Here is a 22,507-nt window from a genome sequence, read left to right as displayed (position 1 = left end):
GTTTCCGACAGTCGCCAAAGTACGAGCGTCAAACCTGCTTCTCCAGGAAATCGTCCTCATAGGGAAAGCGCGACAGGAGCTCGGTGCCGGTCTCGGTGATCAGGATCTCGTCCTCCAGCTTGACGCCCTCGCGGCCGCCCTTCTCGCCTATATAGCTTTCGACGCTGACCACCATGCCGGGCACGATGACACCGTCGCGGCCATAGGTTTCATAATCCATGGCATGTGCGATGAACGGCGTCTCGCCATGCATGCCGACGCCGTGCATGACCGAGGTATAGCGCTGGTCGACGAAGCGGTCCGGGATCTTCCAGGCCTTTTCGGCAATCTCGCGAAACGCCATGCCGGGTCTGACGATCGAGATATTGTGCTGAACCTGGTCGTGCGCCATGCGGTAGAGCGATTTCTGGTAATCCGTCGGCTTGCCCGGGCCGCAACGGAAGGTGCGCGAAAAGTCCGAATAGTAGCCGTAGCAGCCGATCGTGTCGGTATCGAGCGCCAAGAGTTCGCCCGGCCTGATCTTGCGGCCGCTCGCCTCGTTGAACCACGGATTGGTGCGCTGGCCCGAGGTCAGCAGCCGGGTTTCGATGAACTCGCCGCCTTGCCGGATCACCTCACCATACATGATGGCGAACAGCTCGTTTTCGGAAACGCCGGGCTTGATCGCCTCGCGCACCGCATAGACCGCAGCCTCGGCGCCAGCCATCGACACCTGCAGGCATTTTACTTCCTCGGGCGTCTTGACCGCGCGCACCGCCAAAACCTCGCCCTGGCAATCGCGGACGTCGCAGCCGCGCTTTTCCAGCGCCAGTGCCTGCAGATGGCTGCAGCGGTCGAGCCCGAGTTTCATCGAGCCGCCGCCATGCGCCTTGAGCAATTCGGCGATCTCATCGGCGAACGGGCCGGCGGTTTCGTCGTCACGGCCCGACACTGAAGACCAGACCAGCTTGGACGGCCGCGCCTCGTCGATCGTGTCGAGCACCATCGAGACATGGTAGCTCTGCGGATATTCGAACAACACGATCGGCCCTTCTGTCGGGATGAAGAAGTAGCGGGTCGAGTTGCGCAGGAAATAGCCGAACATGTTGCGGGAGCCGGTGGCGTAGCGCTGGTTGTAGGGGTCGAACAAAACCACGCCGCCATAGCCGGCCTCGCGCATCCAGGCGCGCAGCCTGGCCAGCCGGCCCTTGCGCAGCGCGTCGGCGTCGATGAAGGACGGCTCGGTATCCGACAACCACATGCCGCCGGCCGGATCGGCCGCAGCCGGATGGCGCATGCGGTCCTTGAAGTCGACATCCTCGGTGCTGTCGGGGTCAAAAACGACGATGCTCATGGGTGCCTCCTGGAAGGCCCTGAACATAGCGGCGCGGCGCCAAGAGCTTATGCGGAATCCCGCAGATGTCGTGCTGAATGCCGCAGAGGCGCTGGAGGGACAGCACCCCCCTCTGGCCTGCCGGCCATCTCCCCCGCAAGGGGGGAGATTGGATGTCGCGTCGGCCTTCGCCAATGACCAACGCAGCAGGATATGCGGCGGGACCAAAGCTGCCGATCTCCCCCCTTGCGGGGGAGATGGCCGGCAGGCCAGAGGGGGGTGGGCGGGAACTCGGCGCAGTTAAAACACCTAATGCCGCCGCATCAGCTTCGGCGCATGCCCATGCTCTTCCCGAAACGCCCGGGCGAAACTCGACATCGAAGCAAAACCGCAGGCGAGCGCCACGTCGCGCACCATCAGCTTGGAGTGCGCCAAGAGGTCGGCGGCGCGCTTCAGCCGCAGGCGGCGATAATAGCCGTTGGGCGAGATGCTGAGTTCGGAGCGGAAATTGCGTTCGAGCTTATCGGAGGAGACACCAAGCCGCCCCGCCAGTTCCGCCATGCCGAGCCGCTCCTCCACCGCATCCTCCATAATGGCGATGGCCGACAGCACCAGTTCGTTCTGCACGCCGGTGCGCAAGCGCAGCGGCATCAGCTTGCGGTCGACGCTGGAGCGCAGCGGGCTGTGCACGAACCATTCGGCAACCCCGGCCGCCAGCTCGGCGCCGTAGTCCCTGGTGATGATCTCCAGCATCATGTCGAGACTGCCGACGCCGCCGGCCGAAGTGAAGCGCTTGCGGTCGATGACATAGAGGTCGCGCCTCAGCTCGATGTCCGGAAACGCCTCGGTGAAGGCTGCCTGGCTGGTCCAGTGCAAGGTGCAGGCATGACCGTCGAGCAGGCCGGCCCGAGCCAGGAAGAAGGCGGCATCCGCCACCGCACCGATATGGGCGCCGCCGCGCAGGCTCTTGCGGATCCAGCTCGCGGCATCGTGCGCGACGAGATGATCGGCATCGCCGCCCGAGCAGACGACGACGCGATCGACCTTCGGCGCGTCATGGGCGGCAAAGCCGGGCTGGATGACGACGCCGTTCGAGGCCTCCACCGGGCCTTCGGCGGCGCCGACGATGATCCAGCGATAGCAGTCCCGCTTCGCCAGCACGTTGGCGGCGCGCAGCGGCTCGATCACCGAGCTGAACGCCATCATCGGAAAGCCGGGGAAGACCAGGATGGCGAAGGTGAGGGGGGCGTTGGTGGGTTTTGGTTGATCGCATGAAGGGCTGGTCATAGCTCGTCGGCCACTGGATGGAGCGCAATTCTGCCAGACCGTGGTTCTGGTCAACATGCGCGTTAACGGAGAGGCTTTCGTCTCAGCTCGCCAACGCCTAGTCGATTTAGCTATGGCACGCCAATACAATTTATTCGGAGTTGGCGTTAGGCCCTTTGTGTAACTGTTCGGCTGAGTGTAGAATTATCTAGAGGGCATAAACTTACCAAGATGTGATCGGCAGCGGCGCGCTAGTGGATGCTCGAACATTCACTGTACATCGGCGGTCGATTCTCTGCGGGGCGGCTAGGATTTCACCCGCCTTTCGGCAAAGTGAAGGTAATGAGATCAAATGGGGATGGGGAAGCAATGAGCTATCATTACGAAAATTTAGGCGATGAGCGGTTCCAACAGCTTGCGCAATCCATGTTGTCTGTCGTTTTTCCAAACGTCCAGTGCCTTCCTGTCGGTCAGCCTGACGGCGGGCGAGATGCGTTTGTTCTTGTGCAGCCCGGTCGGAGACGGAACAGGCGGCTAATAATATTTCAGGTAAAATACAGTCGTGATCCAAGTTCCAAGGCGTCTCGAGAGGTCGTTGAGAGCGTAATAACGAGTGAACAAGCCAAAGTAGCTGAGCTTTATACATCTTGGCGCCACGGAGTATTATCTAATTACAAATGTTTCAGGGACATCTCATCTCAACGTTGGTTCCATAGATAAAGCGAACGAACTGCTGTCAAAAGCGTTCGCAATACCTTCTTTCTGTTGGTGGCGAGATGATCTAGATAGGCGCGTGGAAGCTAATTCCGACCTAAAGTGGAGCTACCCGGATATCATCCGGGGCACCGATGTTCTACAGTTATTGATTGAAGGAACATGGCGAGACAACGCTACCCAGCGCAATCAGGCTCTCTATTCCTACATTGCCTCCCAATGCAAAGATGACGATGAAGTAAAATTTAAACAAGTTGAACTTCAGAATAAGATACTGGCCCTGTTTGTAGACATCCCTGTGGCGCCGGTCGGCGATCCCTTACTTCGCAAGACGTACTTTACAAGTATCGGATATGAGCGCGGTGATATCTCTACAACGGCCGTTGATGACGAATTCTATATGTCGGACAATATTGCTGCCAATGCTAGGCGGTATACGTTAAATACCGCTGCAACGCTGCTTAGAGACCCTTCGGATAATGGCCACTCCTGTGTGGTTATCGAAGGGGCTCCCGGCCAGGGAAAATCGACTATTACCCAGTATGTGTGCCAAGTTAATCGATTGAAACTTCTTGGTAGAGCCGACGAATTGTCGAGCGCGCCCAAGGCGCATTTGGACGCGTCAGTTAGGATACCATTTCGAGTCGATTTGCGGGATTTCGCTACATGGGTCTCCGGCCGGAATCCTTTCTCAGCGGATCCGCAGCTTGCTGGCGTGAAGTCTACCACCCTCGAAAGCTTCATTTCGGCGCAGGTTTCCCACTTGTCCGGTGGACAAGAGTTCACATCGTCAGATTTTATTGCCATCATTCGCAATGGAAGGGTGTCTATCGTTCTCGACGGTTTTGATGAGGTGGCCGATATACCGACTCGACAGAAAGTTGTCGAAGAAATAATGCGATCTGCAGCACGTATACTGGCGCATCAAAGATCTACTCAAATAATCGTTACAAGTAGGCCTGCGGCATTTGCTAACTCACCCGGTTTTCCAGAGACCGAATGGCTCCATCTTGAGTTACAGTCGATGACGCCCAAACAGATTGACGAATACGCCAGAAAGTGGATGGCCGCTCGTCATCTACCTACTCGTGAGCGTCGCGAATTCATCGCTCTACTGAAGGAGAAGCTTGAGCAGCCGCACATGCGGGACCTGTCGAGGAATCCCATGCAACTGACAATCTTGTTGGCACTTATTCATACACGAGGTCTATCCCTGCCTGACAAGCGCACAGCTTTGTATGACAACTACATGGAACTTTTCTTCAATCGGGAGTCTGAGAAGAGTCGGGTCGTACGTGAGCATCGCGACTTGCTCGTGGATATTCACCGTTACCTTGCGTGGGTGTTGCATACATCTGCAGAGGAGGGGGTTAGCGGAGGCAGCATATCTGAGCCGGAACTAAAACGAATCTTAGGAGAATACCTCTCAACCGAAGGGCACGACGTTGGTTTGGTGCAAGAGCTTTTCACTGGCATGGTTGAGCGAGTGGTCGCGTTGGTGGCCCGAGTTGAAGGTACTTTCGAGTTTGAGGTCCAACCGCTAAGAGAATATTTTGCAGCTCGCCATCTCTACGAAACTGCCCCATACTCGCCGCCCGGCGATGAGCGCCGTGGAACAAAGCCAGAAAGGTTTGATGCTTTATCACGAAATTTCTACTGGCTGAATGTGGCCCGGTTCTACTGTGGCTGCTTCAGCAGGGGGGAATTGTCGTCACTTGTCGACAGTTTGGACCAATTGAGCGGTGAGCCGGCTTACAGATATTTAGCTCATCCCCGCACTCTCGCTCTGATGCTCCTTGGCGATTGGGTTTTTAGCCAGCAACCACTTTTGGTTGCGCGCGTAGTAGACGGCATCTTTCGCTACCCCGGCTTGAAGATATTGCTGTCGGCAAGCGGTCGAACCTCCACATCCGAAGTCGCGTTGCCCGAACGATGCGGGAGATCCGAGTTAGTCATAAAGGCATATGCCGCCCTTGATGGTAATATGGGCACAGAAGACCGGGCATCCCTCCTAAGGATCGTCCGATCAAATACGGAGATTATCGGCCGTACGACTAGGTGGTTAGCGGAGGAACCAAGGCCTTCTGAGGGAGCAGGTTGGTTAGAAGACGGTAGACGACTTGGGATCATCGACACGCTTCCCAGTTCGAAGATAATTGAGCTATCCACACGACATCTCGATGATATATTGCCTGTTCTGGTCGCCGCTCGACGCTATGACGTAATTAGCGAGAACAAACTACTATTTCGGGGAGCAACCAAGGAGCTTTTGTCTCGTGTCGCCTTTATCCATATTGGCCGCGGCAACGAGAGCGTGACAACTCTGGAGCTGTTCGGTCTTGTTATTTCCGGACTATTCTATCGGGCCCTCATATCTACAGAATCGGTTGGAACAGCGCGCCACGTTATAAATAGATACATTTTTGGCTCACTTACGGTGACTCGCGAGACTTCTAGTGATCCGGAGATTTTAACGCTCTCAGATTTTGTGACGACGGCGCTTGAATTACTCGAGGCAGAAACCTCCTCCTGGAAAACGTCTTTAGACCCTTGGAGGAGTCTGGTCGGGGCGCTCCACAACGCTACCGGCCCAAGCTGGGCACTTTATAGAATCGCTATCATTTCGGCAGGGGTAAAGTCCAAGCAAGAACCAGGCGCTTGGTCGAGCCGAGGCTGGGATGACACACTTCAGATCGTGGATAACCTTCGGTTTGCCCGGCTGCGATCTCGAAACACGAAGTGGTGGCGCGAGCAACTGGGGAGCGTCACTACCCGGCTCTCTCGCCAACTGGCGGCACTGACATTGGCTGTTTGGGCGTCCCCAAAGACTATCCTTTCGCTAGTTGATGATGCATCAAGGTTGATGGATTCTTTTACAACGCAGGAGTGGTCTTCGGTATGCGAGGCCTTCGTCGAAACAGCTTGGGCAAACCAAAGTCGTGATAACGTGTTGGACATGCCACCACCTACTGCTGGCGACAGGCTAAAGATGGTCCTGGGGCATAGAGGTGGCGACAGATATGCCAGTGCGGTATTTGAAAGATATTTTTTTGAATATACTGGTGATGACGAAGCGATTTGTTTATTCGTTGGAAGGACCGCCATCCAAATGCTAATTCGCGACGCGTCCCTTTGGGAAAGATACATATGTATTCTTAAAAACAACAGATGCGGGCGGAATATTTCTGCGCCGGAGCTCGATCCTAACAGGATTCCTCTAGACGTCGCTAAGAAAATTTGTGAGCAAGCTCCCGATTTCCCGAAATTTCTTGTGCGAGCCGCCCAAGATGCGCTCGCCTCCGACGCAGGGGGGCGGGTGCAAAAGGTGGGAGAAATTTCAGTTCACGATCATTGGTTTTGACGGCGAGACCGTCTAAAGGACGGTCCGTCGGAGCATCGCCCCCCTCAACTGGCCAGCGCCTGATCCAGATCCGCAATCAGATCGTCGCCATCCTCGATCCCGGCCGACAAGCGCACCAGCGAATCGGAAATGCCGATCTCGGCGCGTTTTTTCGCCGGGATCGAGCCGTGCGTCATCAGTGCCGGGTGCTCGATCAGGCTTTCGACGCCGCCGAGGCTTTCGGCCAGCGTGAACAGTTGCGTGTGTTCGAGGAAGCGTTTGGTGCCGGCGAGGTCGCGGTCGAGCTCGACCGTGATCATACCGCCGAAAGCGTGCATCTGCCGCCTGGCGATGGCGTGCTGCGGGTGGCTGGGCAGGCCGGGATAGATGACACGACGTATGTCGGGGCGGCTTTCCAGCCAGTGCGCGATCTTCTGGCCGTTCGACGAATGACGCTCCATCCTGAGCGCCAGCGTCTTCAGGCCGCGCAGCGCCAGGAAACTGTCGAACGGCCCGGAAATGGCGCCGATGGCGTTCTGCAGAAATTTTAGCCGCTCAGTGAGATCCTTATTGTCGCCGACCACGGCGACGCCGCCGACCATGTCGGAATGGCCGTTGAGGTATTTCGTCGTCGAGTGAACAACGATATCGATGCCGAGCTCCAGCGGCCGCTGCAGATAGGGGCTGCAAAAAGTGTTGTCGGCCACCGACATCACGCCCTTGCGTCTGGCCAGTGCGGCGACGCCTTCGAGATCGACGACGCGCAGCAGCGGATTGGTCGGCGTCTCGACCCAGAGCAGCTTGGTCTCCGGGCGGATCGCCGCCTCGACCGCAGCAAGATCGGTGAAGTCGACGAAGTCGACCTGCAAATTGGCCGAGCGCTTGCGCACCCGCTCCAGCAATCGGAACGTGCCGCCATAGATGTCGTCGGTGGCGACGATATGCGCGCCTGAATCGAGCAGTTCGAAGATGGTGGCGATCGCCGCCAGACCGGAAGCGAAGGCAAACGCATTGGTGCCGCTTTCGAGATCGGCCACCGCGCGCTCGAAGGCGAAGCGGGTCGGGTTCTGGCTGCGGGCATATTCAAAACCCTTGTGCACGCCGGGGCTCTGCTGGCCGTAGGTCGAGGTGGCATAGATCGGCACCATCACCGCGCCGGTCGTCGGGTCGTGGCTCTGGCCGCCATGGATGGTGCGCGTCGAGAAGGCGAGGCGGTTCCTGCCCGATGCGGTGGCTTTGACGGTCATCGGGCGCGCCTCAGATGGTTGATCAGGTCTATGCGGGTTATCAGGCCAATGAACTCGTCGCCATCGAAGATGATGGCGACCTCGTTGCGGTCGAACACCGGCAGCAGCGTGTCCAGCGTCTGGCTGGCCTGCAGCGTGTGCAGGGTAGAGGTCATGGCCGTACTGACCGGGGCTTTGAAGCGGTCCCAGCGGCTGTCATAGGGGCCTTCGACCTTGGCCAGGATATCGCTTTCATCGATGATGCCGACGAGCTTGCCCTCGTCCAGCACCGGCAGTTGCGAGACATCCGAGCGGCGCATGCGGCCATAGGCGTTGAGCAGGCTTTCGCCGGGGCCTACGGACACGACATCGCCGGTGCGGAGCGTGCGCATAACCAGGTCGCGCAGATCGCCATGCTGCTCCTGCTCGGCCAGGCCCTGCTCGACCAGCCAGAAATCGTCGAAGACTTTCGACAGATACTTGTTGCCGCTGTCGCAGACGAAGGTAACGACGCGCTTCGGCACGGTCTGCTCGCGGCAATAGCGAAGCGCTGCCGAAAGCAGCGTACCGGACGACGAGCCGGCGAGAATGCCTTCCTTCGAAAGCAGGTCGCGCACCGCAAGCATGCTCTGCTTGTCGGGGATGGAATAGGCCTTCCTCACCAGCGACAGATCGGCATTGGGCGGCACGAAATCCTCGCCGATGCCTTCAACGGTCCAGCTTCCGGCCTCTACCATCTTGCCGGTCTTGATCAACGGTGCCAGCACCGAGCCGACCGGATCGGCCAAAATCATCTCGGTCTTCGGCGAGACTTTCGCAAAGTAGCGGCCAAGCCCGGTCAGCGTCCCGCCGGAGCCGACGCCGACGACCACCGCATCGACATCGCCTCCGAGCTGCTGAAAGATTTCCGGCCCGGTCGTGGTTTCGTGGGCCAGCGGATTGGCCGGGTTGGCAAACTGGTTGGCGTAGAAGGCGCCGGGCAGCTCGGCGGCGATCTTTTCGGCCATGTCCTGATAATATTCGGCATGTCCCTTGCCGACGTCGGAACGCGTCATGCGCACTTCGGCGCCGAGCGCCCGCAGATGCTGGATTTTTTCGCGCGACATCTTGTCGGGCACGACCAGGATGATGCGGTAGCCCTTGGGGATGCCGACCTGGGCGAGACCAAGACCGGTATTGCCGGCGGTCGCCTCGACGATCGTCCCGCCGCGTTTCAGTTTGCCTTGTTTTTCGGCGGCGGCAATCATCGACAGCGCGATGCGGTCCTTGATCGAGCCGCCGGGATTCTGGCTTTCGAGTTTGATGAACAGCCGACACTTGCCGATGTCGAATTTGGTCAGCTCGACGACCGGCGTCTGCCCGATCAGGTCGAGAACCGAGGCATAGGGCGGGCGCAGGCGGGACGATGCATCGTCCGGTGCCACGATCTTGTGCTTGCTCATGTCAGATGCTCCGTTGCCAGAATGAGCAACCGCCCTGGAAGACGGCAACCTACCGTCTTTTCCAGCCGTTTGCAGTTGGAAAGAAGATAGATCGTGCCAATCCGGCCGCCAGCAGGGGAATGGAATTTCGCGAAAGCTTCGCCGCGCGGAGCGTCCAGGCAGGGCAAAAGATTTGCAGAACCTGCTTAGGGTTCAGGCGATCGCCGCCTGGGCTTCGATCTCGATCAGAAAATCCGGATTGCCGAGGCCGGCGACGCGCAGCACCTTGATGATCGGCGGCGCGCCACGGTTTGCCCAGAAGGCCATCCAGGCGCCGAAGGCCGGCCCTATGTCCTGGTCGCCGGCGACATAGACCGAGAGGCTGACGAGGTGTTCCGGCTTTGCCCCACCGGCTTCGAGCACCTTTGCCAGGTTGGAGAGCGCCTGAGCGGTCTGCGCAGCGAGATCGTCCCTGGCGACGATCCGGCCTTGCGCGTCGACGCCATTCTGGCCGCCGACCAGCACGATTCGCGCGGATGCCGGCAACGACACGCCTTGCGAATAGGCCGGATTGCTGTGCATGCCCTCGGGGTTCAGTCTTTCGATGGTCACCGCCCTTTTCCTCCTCAGCAAAAAATACCCTGCGGCCGTTTCAACGCACCATCTCGTTCGTTGCAGCCGCCGATTCCGCCATGCTACCCGGCGTTGGGCGAACAGCAATGCAAGGAAACGGCCGATGAAGATTCTTGCCTATGACAATTTCAGGCCCGGCGTCACGCTCGACGACCTGCGGCCTTATCTGCGCGACGAAGTTTCGAATGTCTGGCGGCTCTGGAAGGCGGGGATCGTGCGCGAGAATTATGCGCGCGCCGATATTGGCGGCGTCATCATCGTCTTCGAGCTCGACAGCGTCGCGGAAGCGCGGCGCTACACCGAGGACTTCCCGCTGTCCAAGGCCGGGCTGCTGGAATGGCACTTCATCGCCTTCGACGCGCCCTTGCCGCTGGAATTCCTGTTCGACCCGACCGTCGATATCGCCAAGCCATGGGACCGGAATGCGGCATGATCCGGTCGAGCGACGGGATCGAAATCCCGGCCAGCATGGCTGAGTGGTGCGATCCGCGCCGCACGGCGCTGGTGGTCTACGACATGCAGGTCGGCATCTGCCGCCAGGTGGCCGGCGCCGCGACCATCATCGAGCGCACCGGCACGGTGCTGGAAGCGGCGCGCGTGGCCGGAATGCGGGTGGCGTTCACGCGCCATCTGGCGCTGCCGCGAAAGTGGATGGGCGCGACGCAGCTGCGCACCGCCATGGCCTGGCAGCGGCGCGACAGCCCCGACACGGTCGAGCCGTGGTTCCCGCGCGACGCCGAAGCGACGAGGATCGTGCCCGAGCTGGAACCCCGCGATGACGAGGCGGTGTTCGACAAGCTCACGATGTCGGCCTTTGATTCCACCGCGCTCGGCTTTGCCTTGCGCGATTGCGGCGTGCGCACGATAGCGCTCGCTGGCATCGCCATGGAGATCGGCATCGAGCCGACCGTTCGCCAGGCGACCGACAATGGCTTTGTCGCCATGGTAATCGAGGACGCCTGTGGCTTCGGCAACCGCGAAGCGCGCGATCGCTCCATGGCGACGCTACACTTCCTCGGCGAAGCCGTTGTCACCGATGTCGCAAGCTTCTGCAGCGTGCTTGCCGGTGCGAGTTGAGGGCAATCGGCTTGCTAGAGCGATCCACCCTTTCACGGAAACGCCGAACCGCTCCATAGTTTTGTCGTCACGCAATTGCGGACAGAAAACCGCTCCGCGCTTTCCCGGAATTGATCTAGGTGGTGGCTGCGCTATCGGTGCGAAAACGCACACCCTCGGCGCGGCCATGCACGCTGCCCCATTCATAGAGTGCCTGGAGCGCAGCGGCGAGATCACCGCCGCGTCTGGTCAAGGCGTAGCGCCCCTTGCGGTCGGGCGACGTCTCGAGCGTGACGAAGCCGATCTCGACAAGCTCGGCCAGGCGCTGCGTCAGCATCTTGTCCGAGAGCGAAGGGATCAGCCGGCGCAATTCGGAATAGCGCATCGGCTGTTCCTTGATGCGCGCCAGGATCACCGTCTTCCATTTGCCGCCGAGCGCGTCGAGCGCGAACTCGACCGGGCAGCCGTAGAGTCTTCCGCGTTGCGTCATGCGCCCATCGTAGGCAAGGCACGGTGGCGACGGAAGCAGAATTTGCCCGGTCATCTGGCCAGGGTCGCGGCTCGCTTCCAGGCCGCCTACAAAATCCATGGAGGAGAACGAAGATGAGCGTACGCGACGCCAATCCGGTCAACGCGAAACAGCCGAAACGCGGTTATGCGGTCGAGGTCTTTTCACCCAACGGCGGCGGTGTTGCATCCGGAATTGCGTCAAGACAACTAGATCCTCATCCGAGCAATCGCTTGCTCAGCCGCGCACACTGCACGCGAATATCCGGAATGGCGTCGATCTCGAAGAATGTGCCGCGCGTCAGCGGTCCGACGGCGAGGATCTTGGCCGATACAGTGCCGTCGCCGGCGATGACCTCGCAATTCGCGGTCACGTCGAGGCCGAGGCGCAGCGGATCCGGCCTTGCCAGCCCACGGTCGACCAGCGACCGTACCACGCTGTTCGAGGTGGTCGAGATGTCCCTGGCGATGCCTGTGCAATCATAGATGCGCACGACGTCGAACCTTTCGAGCTGCTGCGTGTGACGCGACTGGACCTGGACGCTGAAGCCGTCGCCGGCGGCGATGTCAACGACGCGCCCGGCGACAAGGCGGATGCGGCCCGCTTGCACCGCCTCGGCAACGCGGGCGTAGACTTCAGGCGCCATGCGATGGCGGTGGATGTCCCACCACGCCTTGGTGTGTTCGACGAAGCGGCGCTTGGCCGAGGACGGCCAGTTCTGCCAGATCTTCTGGTTGAAGGGTCTCAGACCGTCGACCACGTCGCGCCAGTCGATGCCGGCCTTCTGGTTTTCCCGGATCAGGTCGCGGAACCAGCCGACGAAATAGGAAAGCTGGGTGCCGAGCGGAATGTCGGCGACGTCAAGCTTGATCGGATTGCCCTTGCGATGCGGCGAAGGCAGCAGGCCGCGCCGCGACACCGCGACGATCGCGCCGCGATGACCGCGCTGCTCGAGCGACAGGAAGGCATCGACCATGCTCAAGCCGGTGCCCAGCACCAGGACTGGGGCTTCGGGGTCGAGCTCGGTGTCGGCCTCCGAGCCCATCCTGATCGCGCGGCCCTGACCGGCGCCCGGCTCCTCGTCATGGCCTGTCGCCAGCACGGCAAGGTGCGCAACCACGCTGGTGCCGTTGGCCAGCGCCACTTCGACGCCTGACGCGGTCGGCGAGATCGACAGGCTCTCCTCGCGGATCAGGCGCAGGCGCCCGGTTTGCTGTTCGCGCGCCTCGATCTCGTCGAGCAGCTCCTTGAGGTAGCGGGCGTAGACGCTTCGCGGCGCGTAGACCGGCGCCTGCTCGGGCGTCGCCAGGCCGCGCCCAAGCAGCCAGCGTGAGAAATTGCCGGGATCGTCGGCATAGGCGCTCATGCCCGCCGCGCTGACATTCAGCACATGCGCCGAAAGCAGCGTTGAATAGGCCATGCCTTGCCCGAAATGCGGGCGTTTTTCGATCAGGCTGACGCGGAGATCGGGATTGGGCGACTTCAGCAGATGCGCGGCAAGCACGACGCCGCTGGCGCCGCCACCGACAATGATGATCGAACTTGGCGTGGCGCGCCCGGTCATGCGCACACCAGCTGTCCTGGCGATCGTCGCCGGCTCAGGAGAGATTGGTTCAGGCCTGGATTTTCAACGCCGCCGAAAGGTCCTCGTCGCCGGCGATGTCGCGCATTTCGGCGAGGCTGCGCTGGTCCAGCACCTCGGCGATGGCCTGCCGGACCTCCAGCATCAGATGTCGGACTTGGCATGTCGCCTCGTTGCAATCTTCGCAGCGCTGATACTGGGTGCGGCTGGCGCAGGGAATGGGGGCAAGCGGCCCGTCGAGCACGCGCACGACGTGGCCGACCTTGATCTCGTCCGCTGGGCCCGCCAGCCGGTAGCCGCCGTCCTTGCCCTTGCGGCTCTGGACGAACCCGGCATTGCGCAATTCGCCAAGGATGGCATCGAGGAACTTCTTCGGAATATTGTTTCCTGTGGCGATGTCGTTGACGAAGGCGAGCTGTCCAGCCGGCAGGCGCGCCAGATGGACGAGCGCCTTGAGGCCGTATTTACCTTTTTTCGTGAGCATAACCCGAACGTTTCTCTGTCATGCGATGGCGCATGGCCACCGGTTGCGAAACGCCTGGCGTGCCTCCCCGCCGCGTCCAAGCTGTCACTACAGATAAATTCTAGTGACATGATATACAAGCCGAGAAACGTTGATTTTGCTTCGTTTTCAAACCGCAATGGCCATTTTGGCCGGGGCTTGTGCCCTCGGGGGCACAGAAGCCGCCGCCAATGGCACACCGCCAAACTGGCCGGCGACAGAAATGTCCCGACCGGCGAGAATGCCGACAGCAGCTTCCGCCCCTGAATTTGAAGGCCAAGGCATGCCGCGCGCGGCAACAAGGAGGGTGGCGTCGTTCATCGTCCTCTCCAATCCTTCAATGTCGATAAGGATACTAGACTTAACGGCGAACACAGGGAACTTGTTTCCAATTTCTTGGCTATCCACAGCATGGATTTGCCGATGCCGGCGCGAAAACAGGAAATCCTTGCTGCGGGCATGGACGACGTGGAAGCGGTTCCCGGGCAAGGACGATGGTTTCTCACCTGGGCCATCACCCAGAAGCGTGCGAATGGGCAGCTGCCATAGCCAGATGACTTTTTCTAACAAGACCGAACCGATTGGAAGGATTTAGCTCTACAAGAACGATAGAGTTAGGTGACTATGAAACGCAATCCGGGTTTTTCTCATTTCCAAGGAGCCTTTCATGTCCACCATTTCGCGACGTATCGTTCTTTTGTCCTCGGCGGCCTTGGCTGGCGCCGCCTTTCTCGGCCCAGCCGATGCGCAGGACCTCAAGATAACTATCGGCTACCAGACGGTCGTCGAACCCTCGAAGGTGCCGCAGGCCGACGGCGCCTATGAGAGCGCGACCAAGGCAGCAATCGACTGGCGGAAATTCGATTCCGGCGCCGACGTGATCGCCGCCATCGCTTCCGGTTCGGTCGACATCGGTTATGTCGGCTCGAGCCCACTGGCGGCGGCGGCGAGCCGCGAGCTTCCAATCCAGACAATCTTCATTGTCGGGCTGATCGGCGAATCCGAGGCCCTTGTCGCCCGCAACGGCGCCGGCATCGAGAAGGCCGCCGACCTTGCCGGCAAGAAGGTGGCGGTGCCCTTCGTTTCGACGACGCATTACAGCCTGCTTGCCGCGCTGAAGCATGAGGGTGTCGACCCGAAGTCGGTCGATATTCTCAATCTGCGGCCACCGGAGATCGCGGCGGCATGGGCGCGCGGCGACATCGACGCCGCCTATGTCTGGGATCCGGCACTCGGCCAGATCAAGACGACGGGCAAGGTCGTGCTGGATTCCTCCCAGGTCGCCGCCTGGGGCGCGCCGACCTTCGACGCCTGGATCGTGCGCACCGACTTCGCTGAAAGGAACCCGGAAGCGGTGCGCGACTTCGTCAAAGTGACGGGCGCTGCCTATGCCGACTTCCTGGCCAAGCCAGATCAATGGTCGGTGTCCTCGCCGCAAGCGGCCAAGATCGCCAGGATCACCGGGGCCAAGCTCGAAGACGTGCCGCAATTGCTGAGGGGCTATGTCTTCCCGACACTCGAGGAGCAAGCCTCGGACAAGTTCCTCGGTGGCGGCACGGTCAAGGCGGTCGAGGCGACATCGGCCTTCCTCAAGGAGCAGGGCAAGATTGACGCCGTGTTGCCGGATTATTCGAAATACGTGTCGGCGAAATATGTCGGCGAGGCGCTGGCCTCGAATTAGTGGCTCAATGCGCGCGTCCTCCCTTCCCTGAGCGCGCGATGCCTGCCCCGGAGCCGCTGACGAGGAACGGCTTCGGGGCAGGCAGGTTCAGAATATCGGCGACCCCACATGACGCATCTCGTGCTCGACCAAGTCTCGATTCACTATGACGGCCAGCCGGCGCCGGCCGTCGAACGCGTGTCGATTGACATCGCCAAGGACGACTTCGTTGTCCTGGTCGGCCGCTCCGGCTGCGGCAAGACCTCGCTGCTCAATGTCGCTGCGGGCCTGGTCCAGCCTGTGCGTGGACGCGCCACGATTGGCGGCAGGCCGATCACAGCGCCAGGCTCGGACCGCGCAGTCGTGTTCCAGAACGACGCGCTGTTTCCGTGGCTGACCGCGCGGGAAAATGTCGCCTTTGCTCTCAGGCTGCGCGGTGTCAGGGCCGCCGAACGGGCGCGGACTGCGGACAACCTTCTGGCGCTGGTGAAGCTCGACGGCGCCGGCGACAAGCGCATCTGGGAGCTTTCCGGCGGCATGCGCCAGCGGGTCGGCCTGGCCAGGGCGCTGGCGGCCGAGCCGCAATTCCTGCTGCTCGACGAACCGCTGGGCGCACTCGACGCGCTGACACGCGAACGCATGCAGACAACGCTGCTCGATCTGTGGACGGCAAGCCAGGTCGGCGTGCTGATGGTCACGCACGGCATCGACGAAGCGCTGGTTCTCGCCACCCGTATCATTGTGCTCGCTCCCGGCCCTGGCCGGGTGGTGCGGAGTTTCGAGGCCGGCTTCAGCCGGCGCTATGCAGCCGGCGAGGCCATTCGCAGCATCAAGGCCGATCCCGCCTTCGCCGCGGCGCGCGGCGAACTGACCGACGCGATCTTCGAAGGGGAGGGAGCATGACCGTTACCTCCTATACCGAGCGGCCGCAGCGCTCCAAGGTCGACGACGGAGCTGATGCGCTGTCGGTGCCATGGTCGCGGTCGCGGCCGAGACGCAGCCGCGTTTCGGCCCGCATGGTCAGCGCGATCACCATTCTGATGGTGCTGGCGGCGTGGACGGCCTCGGCCCGCCTGCAATTGGTGTCGCCGGTTTTCCTGCCGTCGCCTGTGGCAGTCTGGAACAAATTTGTCGTCGTCGCCCGTGACGGCTTTGTCGACGCGACGCTGCTCCAGCATATCGCCGCCAGTCTGTGGCGGGTGTTTGCAGCGCTGATCGCGGCCGTTTTCGTCGGCGTTCCCATCGGGCTGGCTATCGGCATCAGCACGATCGGGCGCGGCATCTTCGATCCGCTGCTCGAATTCCTGCGGCCGATCCCGCCGCTCGCCTATCTGCCGCTGATCATTATCTGGTTCGGCATTGGCGAGCCGTCCAAGATCCTGGTGATTGCCATTGCCATGCTGGCGCCGGTCGCGCTGTCGACGGCATCGGGTGTTCGCGGCGTCTCGCAGGAACGCATCAATGCAGCGCGCTCGCTTGGCGCCACGCAGCGCCAAGTGATCAGGCACGTTATCCTGCCCAGCGCGCTGCCCTCGATTCTGACCGGTCTGCGCATCGCGCTTGGCGCCGGTTGGTCGACGCTGGTTGCCGCCGAGCTGGTGGCAGCGACGCGCGGGCTCGGCTTCATGATCCAGTCCGCTGCCCAGTTCCTCGTCACCGACGTGGTGGTGATGGGTATACTGGTGATCGCGGCCATTGCCTTCGTGCTTGAATTCATCATCCGCAGGATCGAGCGGGTGCTCGTCCCGTGGGCAGGGCGGGAGTGACCGGACCGGAGACGTGACGATGCCCCATTTCACCGCTGTACTGTTTGCGCGTTTCGGCCATTGGCTCCGCCTGATCAAGGCCGGAGACAAACAGCCGCCTGACGGCGAACGCAAAACGCCGACGCCGATGCATCTGGACGCGGAGCGCAACCGCCTGCCGCCGCGCGACGAAAGTTTCTACTGGGGCTGGCAATACTGGTCGCGGTGACCGGCCGCCACGGGTCCGCTGTGCGCTGCTCTGGCGGGAGCCTGAGGATCGACGCCTGCTCAAACGCGCGAACGGTTCGCCCAGGCCAGGCCGCCCAAGCCGACCAGCACCGTCACGATGCCGACATAGAGCCATTGCGACTGGCCGGTCATGAAGCTGCCGCGGATGAAGCCGATGCCTTGCAACGTCCACAGCACGCCGATGGCGAGCACAATCAAGGCCAGCAGATTTTTGATCAATCTCATTGCCAAGACTCCTTTCCAAGTCGATCATCAGCCCGGCTCCGGCCGGAATGGAACAGCGAAAAGAAGCAACCCAGTCACACCAACTTCTACTTAGATGCTAACCTCTGATCTTGCGCAAGACACGCGAAGATCGGCGCAAGTATCATCAAAGAAGCTGCGTCGCTCTGCGGGAAATCTCTGACAAATTGTTTCGCGTCGACTCCAAACGTGTAACATTGCCATGGAACCGACAGATCATTGCCGCATTTGCTGCCTCATTCGTCCCTAACCGCTGCGGGTCTGTCAACGGAGCCAGTCCCCAACACATGAACAAAAGCAACCAGACCGCGCTTGTCGCGGCCGCGATCGCGGCTGGCCTGATGGTCGGCGCGTCCACTGCCAACGCCGCCGCCCAATGCGGCCGTGCCTCTTGGTACTCATTGCACTCCAGAACCGCTTCCGGCGAACGCATGAACCCGTCGGCGCTGACCGCCGCGCACCGCAGCCTGCCGTTCGGCACCAAGCTGAAGGTGACCAACCGCAACAATGGCCGCAGCGTCGTCGTGCGCATCAACGACCGCGGCCCGTTTATCAGGGGCCGGATGCTCGATCTGTCGAAGGGCGCCGCCAGCCAGCTCGGCTTCATCAGCTCGGGCCATACCGCTGTCTGCATGGCGCGGGTCTAACTGCTCGGCGCGTCGCCGCGGCCGGACACCTCGTCCAACGATCGTCCCGATAGCCTTCGCAGGTGCACATTGAGCCGGCTGTTGCCGTTCCAGGCGGATTCTCAACGCCTTGGACGAAAGAACGAGCATAAATCACGCAAGTTGACGTATTGCATCGCAGCAGATTGTTGCTAACTTCCCCGCAAGGCATTCAAGGCTCGGCGCTGCTCGTCGGCCCTTCGATCGCAGTCGGCAGCGGGGTTCTCGATGTTCTACCAGCTCTACGAACTGAACCACGCCGCCTTGCAGCCGGCGCGCCTCTATGCCGATGCGGTGCGCCTGTTCTACTCCAATCCGCTCAATCCGGTCTCACACACGTCCTGGGGCCGCTCGGTTGCGGCAACGGCCGAACTGTTCGAGCGCACGACGCGCCGCTACGGCAAGCCGCAATTCGGCCTGACCAAGACCGTGGTCGACTGGAAAAACGTCGAGGTCAGCGAACGCACCGTCTGGTCGCGGCCATTCTGCAACCTGGTTCGTTTCGAGCGCGCAGTTCCGGCCGGGCGCCGGCCGGATCCGAAGCTGTTGATTGTCGCGCCGATGTCGGGCCACTACGCGACGCTGTTGCGCGGCACGGTGGAGGCGATGCTGCCCTATGCCGACGTGCATATCACCGACTGGGTCGACGCCCGCATGGTGCCGCTGGCCGACGGCAGCTTCGATCTTGACGACTATATCGACTACATCGTCGACATGCTGCATGCGCTAGGCCCCGACACCCATGTGATGGCGGTGTGCCAGCCTTCGGTACCGGTGCTGGCAGCGGTGGCACTGATGGAAGCCAAGGGTGATCCGTTCGTGCCCTCGACGATGACGCTGATGGGCGGCCCGATCGACACCCGCCGCAGCCCGACGGCGGTCAATCTGCTGGCCCAGGAAAAGGGCATCGACTGGTTCCGCGACAACGTCATCATGCGCGCGCCCTGGCCGGTGCCGGGCTTCGGCCGCGAGGTCTATCCCGGCTTCCTGCAGCTTTCGGGGTTCATGAGCATGAACCTCGACCGCCACATCATCGCCCACAAGGACTTCTTCATGCACCTGGTGAAGCATGACGGCGACAATGCCGAGAAGCACCGCGAGTTCTACGACGAATATCTGGCGGTGATGGATCTGACGGCGGAATTCTACCTGCAGACCGTCGACACCGTGTTTGTCCGCCAGGCCTTGCCCAATGGCACGATGACGCATCGCGGCGTGGCGGTCGACCCTTCGGCGATCCGCAATGTCGCCCTGTTCACGGTCGAGGGCGAGAACGACGACATCTCCGGCCTCGGCCAGACCAAGGCCGCGCACGACCTTTGCATCAACATCCCGGCCGACAGGCACGCCCATTACATGCAGCCGGCGGTCGGCCATTATGGTGTGTTCAACGGCTCGCGCTTCCGCTCCGAAATCGTGCCGCGCATCGTCGATTTCATTACCAGCTACGGCCGTCAGAACCAGGTTGCGGTGAAGCCCAAGCTGGTCAGGACCGGCAAGAAATAGGCGACCAGCGATGATGCCCGTCAATCCGCATCAGGTCTGTCAATGCCAAAATCATCGGTTCGCGGGGCCGTGCGGCCGGTCGACCTGTTGCACAATAGTCGCGTTGGCGCCACGCGGGTAACCATGCCGCAAAAATCAATCCATCCTCATAATTGACACGGACTGTAAATACCCCTTAACGTTTCGTTAATAACAAGGGACAAGCGGGGACAATGATTTCCTCACCAATGGCGAGAACGCTGCGCCTGTGCGCGCTGGCTGGACTTACTGTGGCGGCAGGTTGGGCCAGTTCGGCCTCGGCAGCCAGCCCGATGATAACAGGTGGCCCGACCTCGCAGCCGATCGGCCATTATGATTTCTGCAAGAGCTACGCGTCCGAATGCTCGATCCGCCCGAAGGATCTGTCGCCCGCCAGCCTGACCGGCTCGCTGTGGCGCAAGCTGCTCAGCGTCACGACAAAGGTCAACGCCGCCGTCAAGCCGGAGAGCGACTTCGACATCTACGGCAAGGACGAGGTCTGGGCCTATCCCGACAAGGGCGTCGGCGATTGCGAGGACTATGTCCTGGAAAAGCGCCGTGAGCTGAACCGGCTGGGCGTCTCGTTTGCAGATCTGCTGATGACAGTCGTCCGCAAGCCGGATGGCGAGGGCCACGCTGTGCTAACGGTGCGCACCGACAAGGGCGACTACATCCTCGACAATCTGACCGACCAGGTCCGTTCCTGGGACCAGACGGGCTATCGTTTCCTCAAGCGGCAGGCGATCGACAATACCGGCCGCTGGGTCTCGATCCGCGGCGGCCAGCAGGTTCTGGTCGGCTCGGTCCAGTAACAAAGCAACTCATTTCGGCCGGTTCAGCGCGGCGCGGAGCGACGCAATGATGCGGCGAAGCTCCACTTCGTCGAGCTTTTCGATGTTGTCGGCCAAGAGATTGGCAAGCTCGGTCGCCGCGGGGCTAAGGCCCGACGTGTCGAGCTTGACACGCGGATGCGAGGTTTCGGCCAATCGCGCCAGTTCCTCGGCGTCGTCCCAAATGATATTGAAATAGCCGATGATCTTCTGGATCAGGGTCCAGCTCGGCGCACCACGGCGGCCGTGCTCCAGCGCCGAGAGATAGGCTGCGCTGACGCCGATCGCCTTGGCCATGTCTTTCTGGCTGACGCCGCGCTCGCTTCGCAGCACCCTGAGCCTTTCGCCGAACGGGGTCACAAGCACATCCTCATGGGCACATCCTCATGAGCGCGCACGCCGCAAGCGGACGTAGAGCGCGCCCGAGCCGCCATGGTTGCGGGCGGCATGGTCGTGGCTGGAGACGAGGGGCCGGAAGGCGGGTGTCGACAGCCATGACGGCACGGCGCGCCGCAAGACGCCATCGCCGCCCGACGAGGAACCCTTGCCGGTGATCACCAGCACATAGCGGATGCCGCCGGCATGCGCCCGGCGCAGGAAGGAAAACAGCAGCGAATAGGCTTCGTCCTGGGTCAGGCCATGCAGGTCGACACGGCCCTCGATCGGCAGCCGGCCCTTCGACAGCTTGTCCAGCGTCGGTTCGTCGAGTGCGTGGGAAACATGCTGCGCCTTCGGCTTTGCGGCCGTGGCAGGATTGCCCGCGACCTGTGCCGGCGGCGGCTGCCTGGTTTGGTCGATCTCCGGCCCAATGTCAGGAATGTCGACGGCGATTTTGCCCTTCAGCGGCTTTGCCGTGCGCGCCACCAGGTTCCACAGCACCCGGTCGTCCTCGCTCAGCCTGTCGATGCGCCGGGTCATCGGCCTGCTCCTGAAACGAGCGACCGGGGGATCAGCGCATAAAAATCGGCGGCGTTGCGGATAACGCCGGCGATCTCGCCGGCCGCATTGCCCGACCCGGCAAACAGATCGCCGCGGGCCGGCCCGGTGATCGCCGAGCCGGTGTCCTGCGCGATCATCAGCCGCCGGAACGGTTTTCCGTCGAAGGCGGTCAGCGGCGGCGCATCGATATGGAAGGGCGTGCCGAATGTGTGCAGCAGCCGGTCGACGGCGATCGAGCGGCCGGGTGTCAGCGGTACCTTGGCGGCAGCGATCGGGCCGAGCTCTGGGTCGTCGACGCCCATCTCGCGGAAGAAGATGTAGGAGCGGTTGCGCCAAAGGATCTCGTCGACGCGCTCCGGATGCGCCTTGAACCAGGCACGGATCGACTGCATCGTCACCTTCTCGAGCGGGATCTCACCTTCCTCGCTCAGGATCTTGCCCGGCCCGGTAAAGCGCTGGCCGGATTTGGCGGCATAGGTGATGCGGCGAAGCCTGCCGTCTGTCATGTTGAGCCGTGCCGCGCCCTGCACGTGAATGAAGAAGGCGTCGACCTTGTCGGCGAGCCAGGCGATTTCCAGCCCTTTTCCAGCGAGCGCGCCGCGGTCGATCTCGCCGCGGTCGAAATATTCGACCGGGCCGTTCGGCGCCGCACGAGCGAAGGCGAGATAAGGATCCAAGCCGGAAGGACGATTGCCGTCGTCGATGTCGACAAGGTCGGCCGGGCGAGACAGCAACGGCACCGAAAATCGTTCCGTGCGCACCGGCGAGGCTTCGACCTCCGGCTCATAAAAGCCGGTGACCAGGCCGGGACCACCATCTTCGGCATCGATACGGGCCGGAACGAAATGGCGCTCGAAAAAGCTTCGGGCCTCCAACCGATTCGCCGGCGAAACGGTACGCGCTTCGGCATAGGCATCGGCAAAGCCATTGTAATCGACGCCGAGCGCGCCGGAGCGGTAGGGTTTGGTCAGGATATGAAAGGCCGAGCGGCGAAAGGCGTCAAAGGCAGGGAGATGGTCGTCCTCGCCCCAGCCCGGCAATTCGCCAAAGGATTTTTTGCTGAAGGCTCTAGAAAGCGACACGACAGCCCCC

At 61.5% G+C, this 22,507-nt stretch carries 23 protein-coding genes; 10 read left to right on the top strand and 13 right to left on the bottom strand.

Annotated elements, in window-relative coordinates:
* Positions 1-28 precede the first annotated feature (28 nt).
* A complete protein-coding gene (locus NKJ40_RS14385) occupies positions 29-1,333 on the bottom strand; it encodes a M24 family metallopeptidase (protein ID WP_352466585.1) in 1,305 nt (434 codons plus the stop codon).
* A 288-nt stretch (positions 1,334-1,621) separates the two neighbouring features.
* Positions 1,622-2,599, bottom strand: a complete 978-nt coding sequence (locus NKJ40_RS14380; RefSeq protein WP_352466584.1) for a GlxA family transcriptional regulator — start codon at positions 2,597-2,599, stop codon at positions 1,622-1,624.
* 772 nt (positions 2,600-3,371) lie between these two features.
* On the opposite strand from NKJ40_RS14380, the gene NKJ40_RS14375 reads away from it, so the two are divergent.
* A complete protein-coding gene (locus NKJ40_RS14375) occupies positions 3,372-6,653 on the top strand; it encodes an NACHT domain-containing protein (RefSeq protein ID WP_352466583.1) in 3,282 nt (1,093 codons plus the stop codon).
* A gap of 44 nt (positions 6,654-6,697) precedes the next feature.
* Here NKJ40_RS14375 and NKJ40_RS14370 read toward each other — a convergent pair whose 3' ends face one another.
* The 3 genes from NKJ40_RS14370 to NKJ40_RS14360 form a co-directional block, all read right to left on the bottom strand.
* The gene (locus NKJ40_RS14370) at positions 6,698-7,879 is read right to left on the bottom strand and encodes a cystathionine gamma-synthase (protein ID WP_352466582.1); all 1,182 of its coding nucleotides are present in this window, start codon (positions 7,877-7,879) and stop codon (positions 6,698-6,700) included.
* Positions 7,876-9,300, bottom strand: a complete 1,425-nt coding sequence (locus NKJ40_RS14365) for a pyridoxal-phosphate dependent enzyme (RefSeq protein ID WP_352466581.1) — start codon at positions 9,298-9,300, stop codon at positions 7,876-7,878. Before NKJ40_RS14365 ends, NKJ40_RS14370 begins: the two co-directional genes overlap by 4 nt.
* Positions 9,301-9,492: 192 nt before the next feature.
* A complete protein-coding gene (locus tag NKJ40_RS14360; RefSeq protein ID WP_352466580.1) occupies positions 9,493-9,891 on the bottom strand; it encodes a RidA family protein in 399 nt (132 codons plus the stop codon).
* 124 nt (positions 9,892-10,015) lie between these two features.
* Between NKJ40_RS14360 and NKJ40_RS14355 the strand changes: the two genes are divergently transcribed.
* Together NKJ40_RS14355 and NKJ40_RS14350 are read left to right on the top strand one after the other, a co-directional pair.
* Positions 10,016-10,345 carry a hypothetical protein gene (locus tag NKJ40_RS14355; protein ID WP_352466579.1) on the top strand — a complete coding sequence of 110 codons (330 nt, stop codon included), beginning with the start codon at positions 10,016-10,018 and terminating at the stop codon, positions 10,343-10,345.
* Positions 10,342-10,989: a cysteine hydrolase family protein gene (locus NKJ40_RS14350; RefSeq protein ID WP_352466578.1), complete on the top strand. Its 648-nt coding sequence runs from the start codon at positions 10,342-10,344 to the stop codon at positions 10,987-10,989. The genes NKJ40_RS14355 and NKJ40_RS14350 overlap by 4 nt, the downstream gene beginning before the upstream one ends.
* Positions 10,990-11,104: 115 nt before the next feature.
* Here the strand turns inward: NKJ40_RS14350 and NKJ40_RS14345 are convergent, their stop codons facing one another.
* From NKJ40_RS14345 to NKJ40_RS14330, 4 genes are all read right to left on the bottom strand, one after another.
* Positions 11,105-11,458: a winged helix-turn-helix transcriptional regulator gene (locus NKJ40_RS14345; RefSeq protein WP_352466577.1), complete on the bottom strand. Its 354-nt coding sequence runs from the start codon at positions 11,456-11,458 to the stop codon at positions 11,105-11,107.
* 235 nt (positions 11,459-11,693) lie between these two features.
* Positions 11,694-13,040: an FAD/NAD(P)-binding protein gene (locus NKJ40_RS14340; RefSeq protein ID WP_352466576.1), complete on the bottom strand. Its 1,347-nt coding sequence runs from the start codon at positions 13,038-13,040 to the stop codon at positions 11,694-11,696.
* Between the two features lie 49 nt (positions 13,041-13,089).
* Complete coding sequence (locus NKJ40_RS14335; protein ID WP_352466575.1) at positions 13,090-13,542, bottom strand: RrF2 family transcriptional regulator; 453 nt, start codon at positions 13,540-13,542, stop codon at positions 13,090-13,092.
* A 147-nt stretch (positions 13,543-13,689) separates the two neighbouring features.
* Positions 13,690-14,130, bottom strand: a complete 441-nt coding sequence (locus tag NKJ40_RS14330; protein WP_352466574.1) for a hypothetical protein — start codon at positions 14,128-14,130, stop codon at positions 13,690-13,692.
* A 97-nt stretch (positions 14,131-14,227) separates the two neighbouring features.
* Between NKJ40_RS14330 and tauA the strand changes: the two genes are divergently transcribed.
* The 4 genes from tauA to NKJ40_RS14310 all read left to right on the top strand — a co-directional run bounded on the left by tauA (position 14,228) and on the right by NKJ40_RS14310 (position 17,194).
* Complete coding sequence (gene tauA, locus NKJ40_RS14325; protein ID WP_352466573.1) at positions 14,228-15,241, top strand: taurine ABC transporter substrate-binding protein; 1,014 nt, start codon at positions 14,228-14,230, stop codon at positions 15,239-15,241.
* A gap of 108 nt (positions 15,242-15,349) precedes the next feature.
* Positions 15,350-16,123: a taurine ABC transporter ATP-binding protein gene (locus NKJ40_RS14320; RefSeq protein ID WP_352466572.1), complete on the top strand. Its 774-nt coding sequence runs from the start codon at positions 15,350-15,352 to the stop codon at positions 16,121-16,123.
* Positions 16,120-16,986 (top strand): ABC transporter permease subunit, encoded by an 867-nt coding sequence (locus NKJ40_RS14315; protein WP_352466571.1) that lies wholly within the window; start codon positions 16,120-16,122, stop codon positions 16,984-16,986. Before NKJ40_RS14320 ends, NKJ40_RS14315 begins: the two co-directional genes overlap by 4 nt.
* 19 nt (positions 16,987-17,005) lie before the next feature.
* Positions 17,006-17,194 carry a hypothetical protein gene (locus NKJ40_RS14310; protein WP_352466570.1) on the top strand — a complete coding sequence of 63 codons (189 nt, stop codon included), beginning with the start codon at positions 17,006-17,008 and terminating at the stop codon, positions 17,192-17,194.
* 59 nt (positions 17,195-17,253) lie between these two features.
* Here the strand turns inward: NKJ40_RS14310 and NKJ40_RS14305 are convergent, their stop codons facing one another.
* Complete coding sequence (locus tag NKJ40_RS14305) at positions 17,254-17,439, bottom strand: hypothetical protein (RefSeq protein WP_352466569.1); 186 nt, start codon at positions 17,437-17,439, stop codon at positions 17,254-17,256.
* A 305-nt stretch (positions 17,440-17,744) separates the two neighbouring features.
* On the opposite strand from NKJ40_RS14305, the gene NKJ40_RS14300 reads away from it, so the two are divergent.
* The 3 genes from NKJ40_RS14300 to NKJ40_RS14290 all read left to right on the top strand — a co-directional run bounded on the left by NKJ40_RS14300 (position 17,745) and on the right by NKJ40_RS14290 (position 20,458).
* Complete coding sequence (locus NKJ40_RS14300) at positions 17,745-18,104, top strand: septal ring lytic transglycosylase RlpA family protein (RefSeq protein ID WP_352466568.1); 360 nt, start codon at positions 17,745-17,747, stop codon at positions 18,102-18,104.
* Between the two features lie 246 nt (positions 18,105-18,350).
* Positions 18,351-19,628: a polyhydroxyalkanoate depolymerase gene (locus NKJ40_RS14295; protein ID WP_352466567.1), complete on the top strand. Its 1,278-nt coding sequence runs from the start codon at positions 18,351-18,353 to the stop codon at positions 19,626-19,628.
* A 212-nt stretch (positions 19,629-19,840) separates the two neighbouring features.
* On the top strand, positions 19,841-20,458 hold the full coding sequence (locus tag NKJ40_RS14290) for a transglutaminase-like cysteine peptidase (protein ID WP_292659644.1): 618 nt from the start codon (positions 19,841-19,843) through the stop codon (positions 20,456-20,458).
* Positions 20,459-20,467: 9 nt separating this feature from the next.
* On the opposite strand, the gene NKJ40_RS14285 is transcribed toward NKJ40_RS14290, so the two are convergent.
* The 3 genes from NKJ40_RS14285 to mltA are packed head-to-tail and all read right to left on the bottom strand — an operon-like array spanning position 20,468 to position 22,497.
* A complete protein-coding gene (locus tag NKJ40_RS14285) occupies positions 20,468-20,836 on the bottom strand; it encodes a helix-turn-helix domain-containing protein (RefSeq protein ID WP_352466566.1) in 369 nt (122 codons plus the stop codon).
* Positions 20,837-20,860: 24 nt separating this feature from the next.
* Entirely contained in the window at positions 20,861-21,394 is a 534-nt protein-coding gene (locus NKJ40_RS14280) for a Smr/MutS family protein (protein WP_352466565.1), read from the bottom strand.
* Positions 21,391-22,497, bottom strand: a complete 1,107-nt coding sequence (gene mltA / locus NKJ40_RS14275; protein WP_352466563.1) for a murein transglycosylase A — start codon at positions 22,495-22,497, stop codon at positions 21,391-21,393. Before mltA ends, NKJ40_RS14280 begins: the two co-directional genes overlap by 4 nt.
* Between the last annotated feature and the right edge of the window lie 10 nt (positions 22,498-22,507).

Source organism: Mesorhizobium sp. M0119, from assembly GCF_040322615.1.
Taxonomy (GTDB): Bacteria; Pseudomonadota; Alphaproteobacteria; order Rhizobiales; family Rhizobiaceae; genus Mesorhizobium.
Note: the sequence above shows the minus strand (reverse complement) of the source record. Positions and strands in the feature narration are given on the sequence as shown.

Bases quoted from the DNA above. Each gene is read 5' to 3' on its own strand.
- NKJ40_RS14385 (WP_352466585.1), bottom strand. From the start codon at position 1,333: ATGAGCATCGTCGTTTTTGACCCCGACAGCACCGAGGATGTCGACTTC.
- NKJ40_RS14380 (WP_352466584.1), bottom strand. From the start codon at position 2,599: ATGACCAGCCCTTCATGCGATCAACCAAAACCCACCAACGCCCCCCTC.
- NKJ40_RS14370 (WP_352466582.1), bottom strand. From the start codon at position 7,879: ATGACCGTCAAAGCCACCGCATCGGGCAGGAACCGCCTCGCCTTCTCG.
- NKJ40_RS14365 (WP_352466581.1), bottom strand. From the start codon at position 9,300: ATGAGCAAGCACAAGATCGTGGCACCGGACGATGCATCGTCCCGCCTG.
- NKJ40_RS14355 (WP_352466579.1), top strand. From the start codon at position 10,016: ATGAAGATTCTTGCCTATGACAATTTCAGGCCCGGCGTCACGCTCGAC.
- NKJ40_RS14350 (WP_352466578.1), top strand. From the start codon at position 10,342: ATGATCCGGTCGAGCGACGGGATCGAAATCCCGGCCAGCATGGCTGAG.
- NKJ40_RS14345 (WP_352466577.1), bottom strand. From the start codon at position 11,458: ATGACGCAACGCGGAAGACTCTACGGCTGCCCGGTCGAGTTCGCGCTC.
- NKJ40_RS14340 (WP_352466576.1), bottom strand. From the start codon at position 13,040: ATGACCGGGCGCGCCACGCCAAGTTCGATCATCATTGTCGGTGGCGGC.
- NKJ40_RS14335 (WP_352466575.1), bottom strand. From the start codon at position 13,542: ATGCTCACGAAAAAAGGTAAATACGGCCTCAAGGCGCTCGTCCATCTG.
- tauA (WP_352466573.1), top strand. From the start codon at position 14,228: ATGTCCACCATTTCGCGACGTATCGTTCTTTTGTCCTCGGCGGCCTTG.
- NKJ40_RS14320 (WP_352466572.1), top strand. From the start codon at position 15,350: ATGACGCATCTCGTGCTCGACCAAGTCTCGATTCACTATGACGGCCAG.
- NKJ40_RS14315 (WP_352466571.1), top strand. From the start codon at position 16,120: ATGACCGTTACCTCCTATACCGAGCGGCCGCAGCGCTCCAAGGTCGAC.
- NKJ40_RS14310 (WP_352466570.1), top strand. From the start codon at position 17,006: ATGCCCCATTTCACCGCTGTACTGTTTGCGCGTTTCGGCCATTGGCTC.
- NKJ40_RS14305 (WP_352466569.1), bottom strand. From the start codon at position 17,439: ATGAGATTGATCAAAAATCTGCTGGCCTTGATTGTGCTCGCCATCGGC.
- NKJ40_RS14300 (WP_352466568.1), top strand. From the start codon at position 17,745: ATGAACAAAAGCAACCAGACCGCGCTTGTCGCGGCCGCGATCGCGGCT.
- NKJ40_RS14295 (WP_352466567.1), top strand. From the start codon at position 18,351: ATGTTCTACCAGCTCTACGAACTGAACCACGCCGCCTTGCAGCCGGCG.
- NKJ40_RS14290 (WP_292659644.1), top strand. From the start codon at position 19,841: ATGATTTCCTCACCAATGGCGAGAACGCTGCGCCTGTGCGCGCTGGCT.
- NKJ40_RS14280 (WP_352466565.1), bottom strand. From the start codon at position 21,394: ATGACCCGGCGCATCGACAGGCTGAGCGAGGACGACCGGGTGCTGTGG.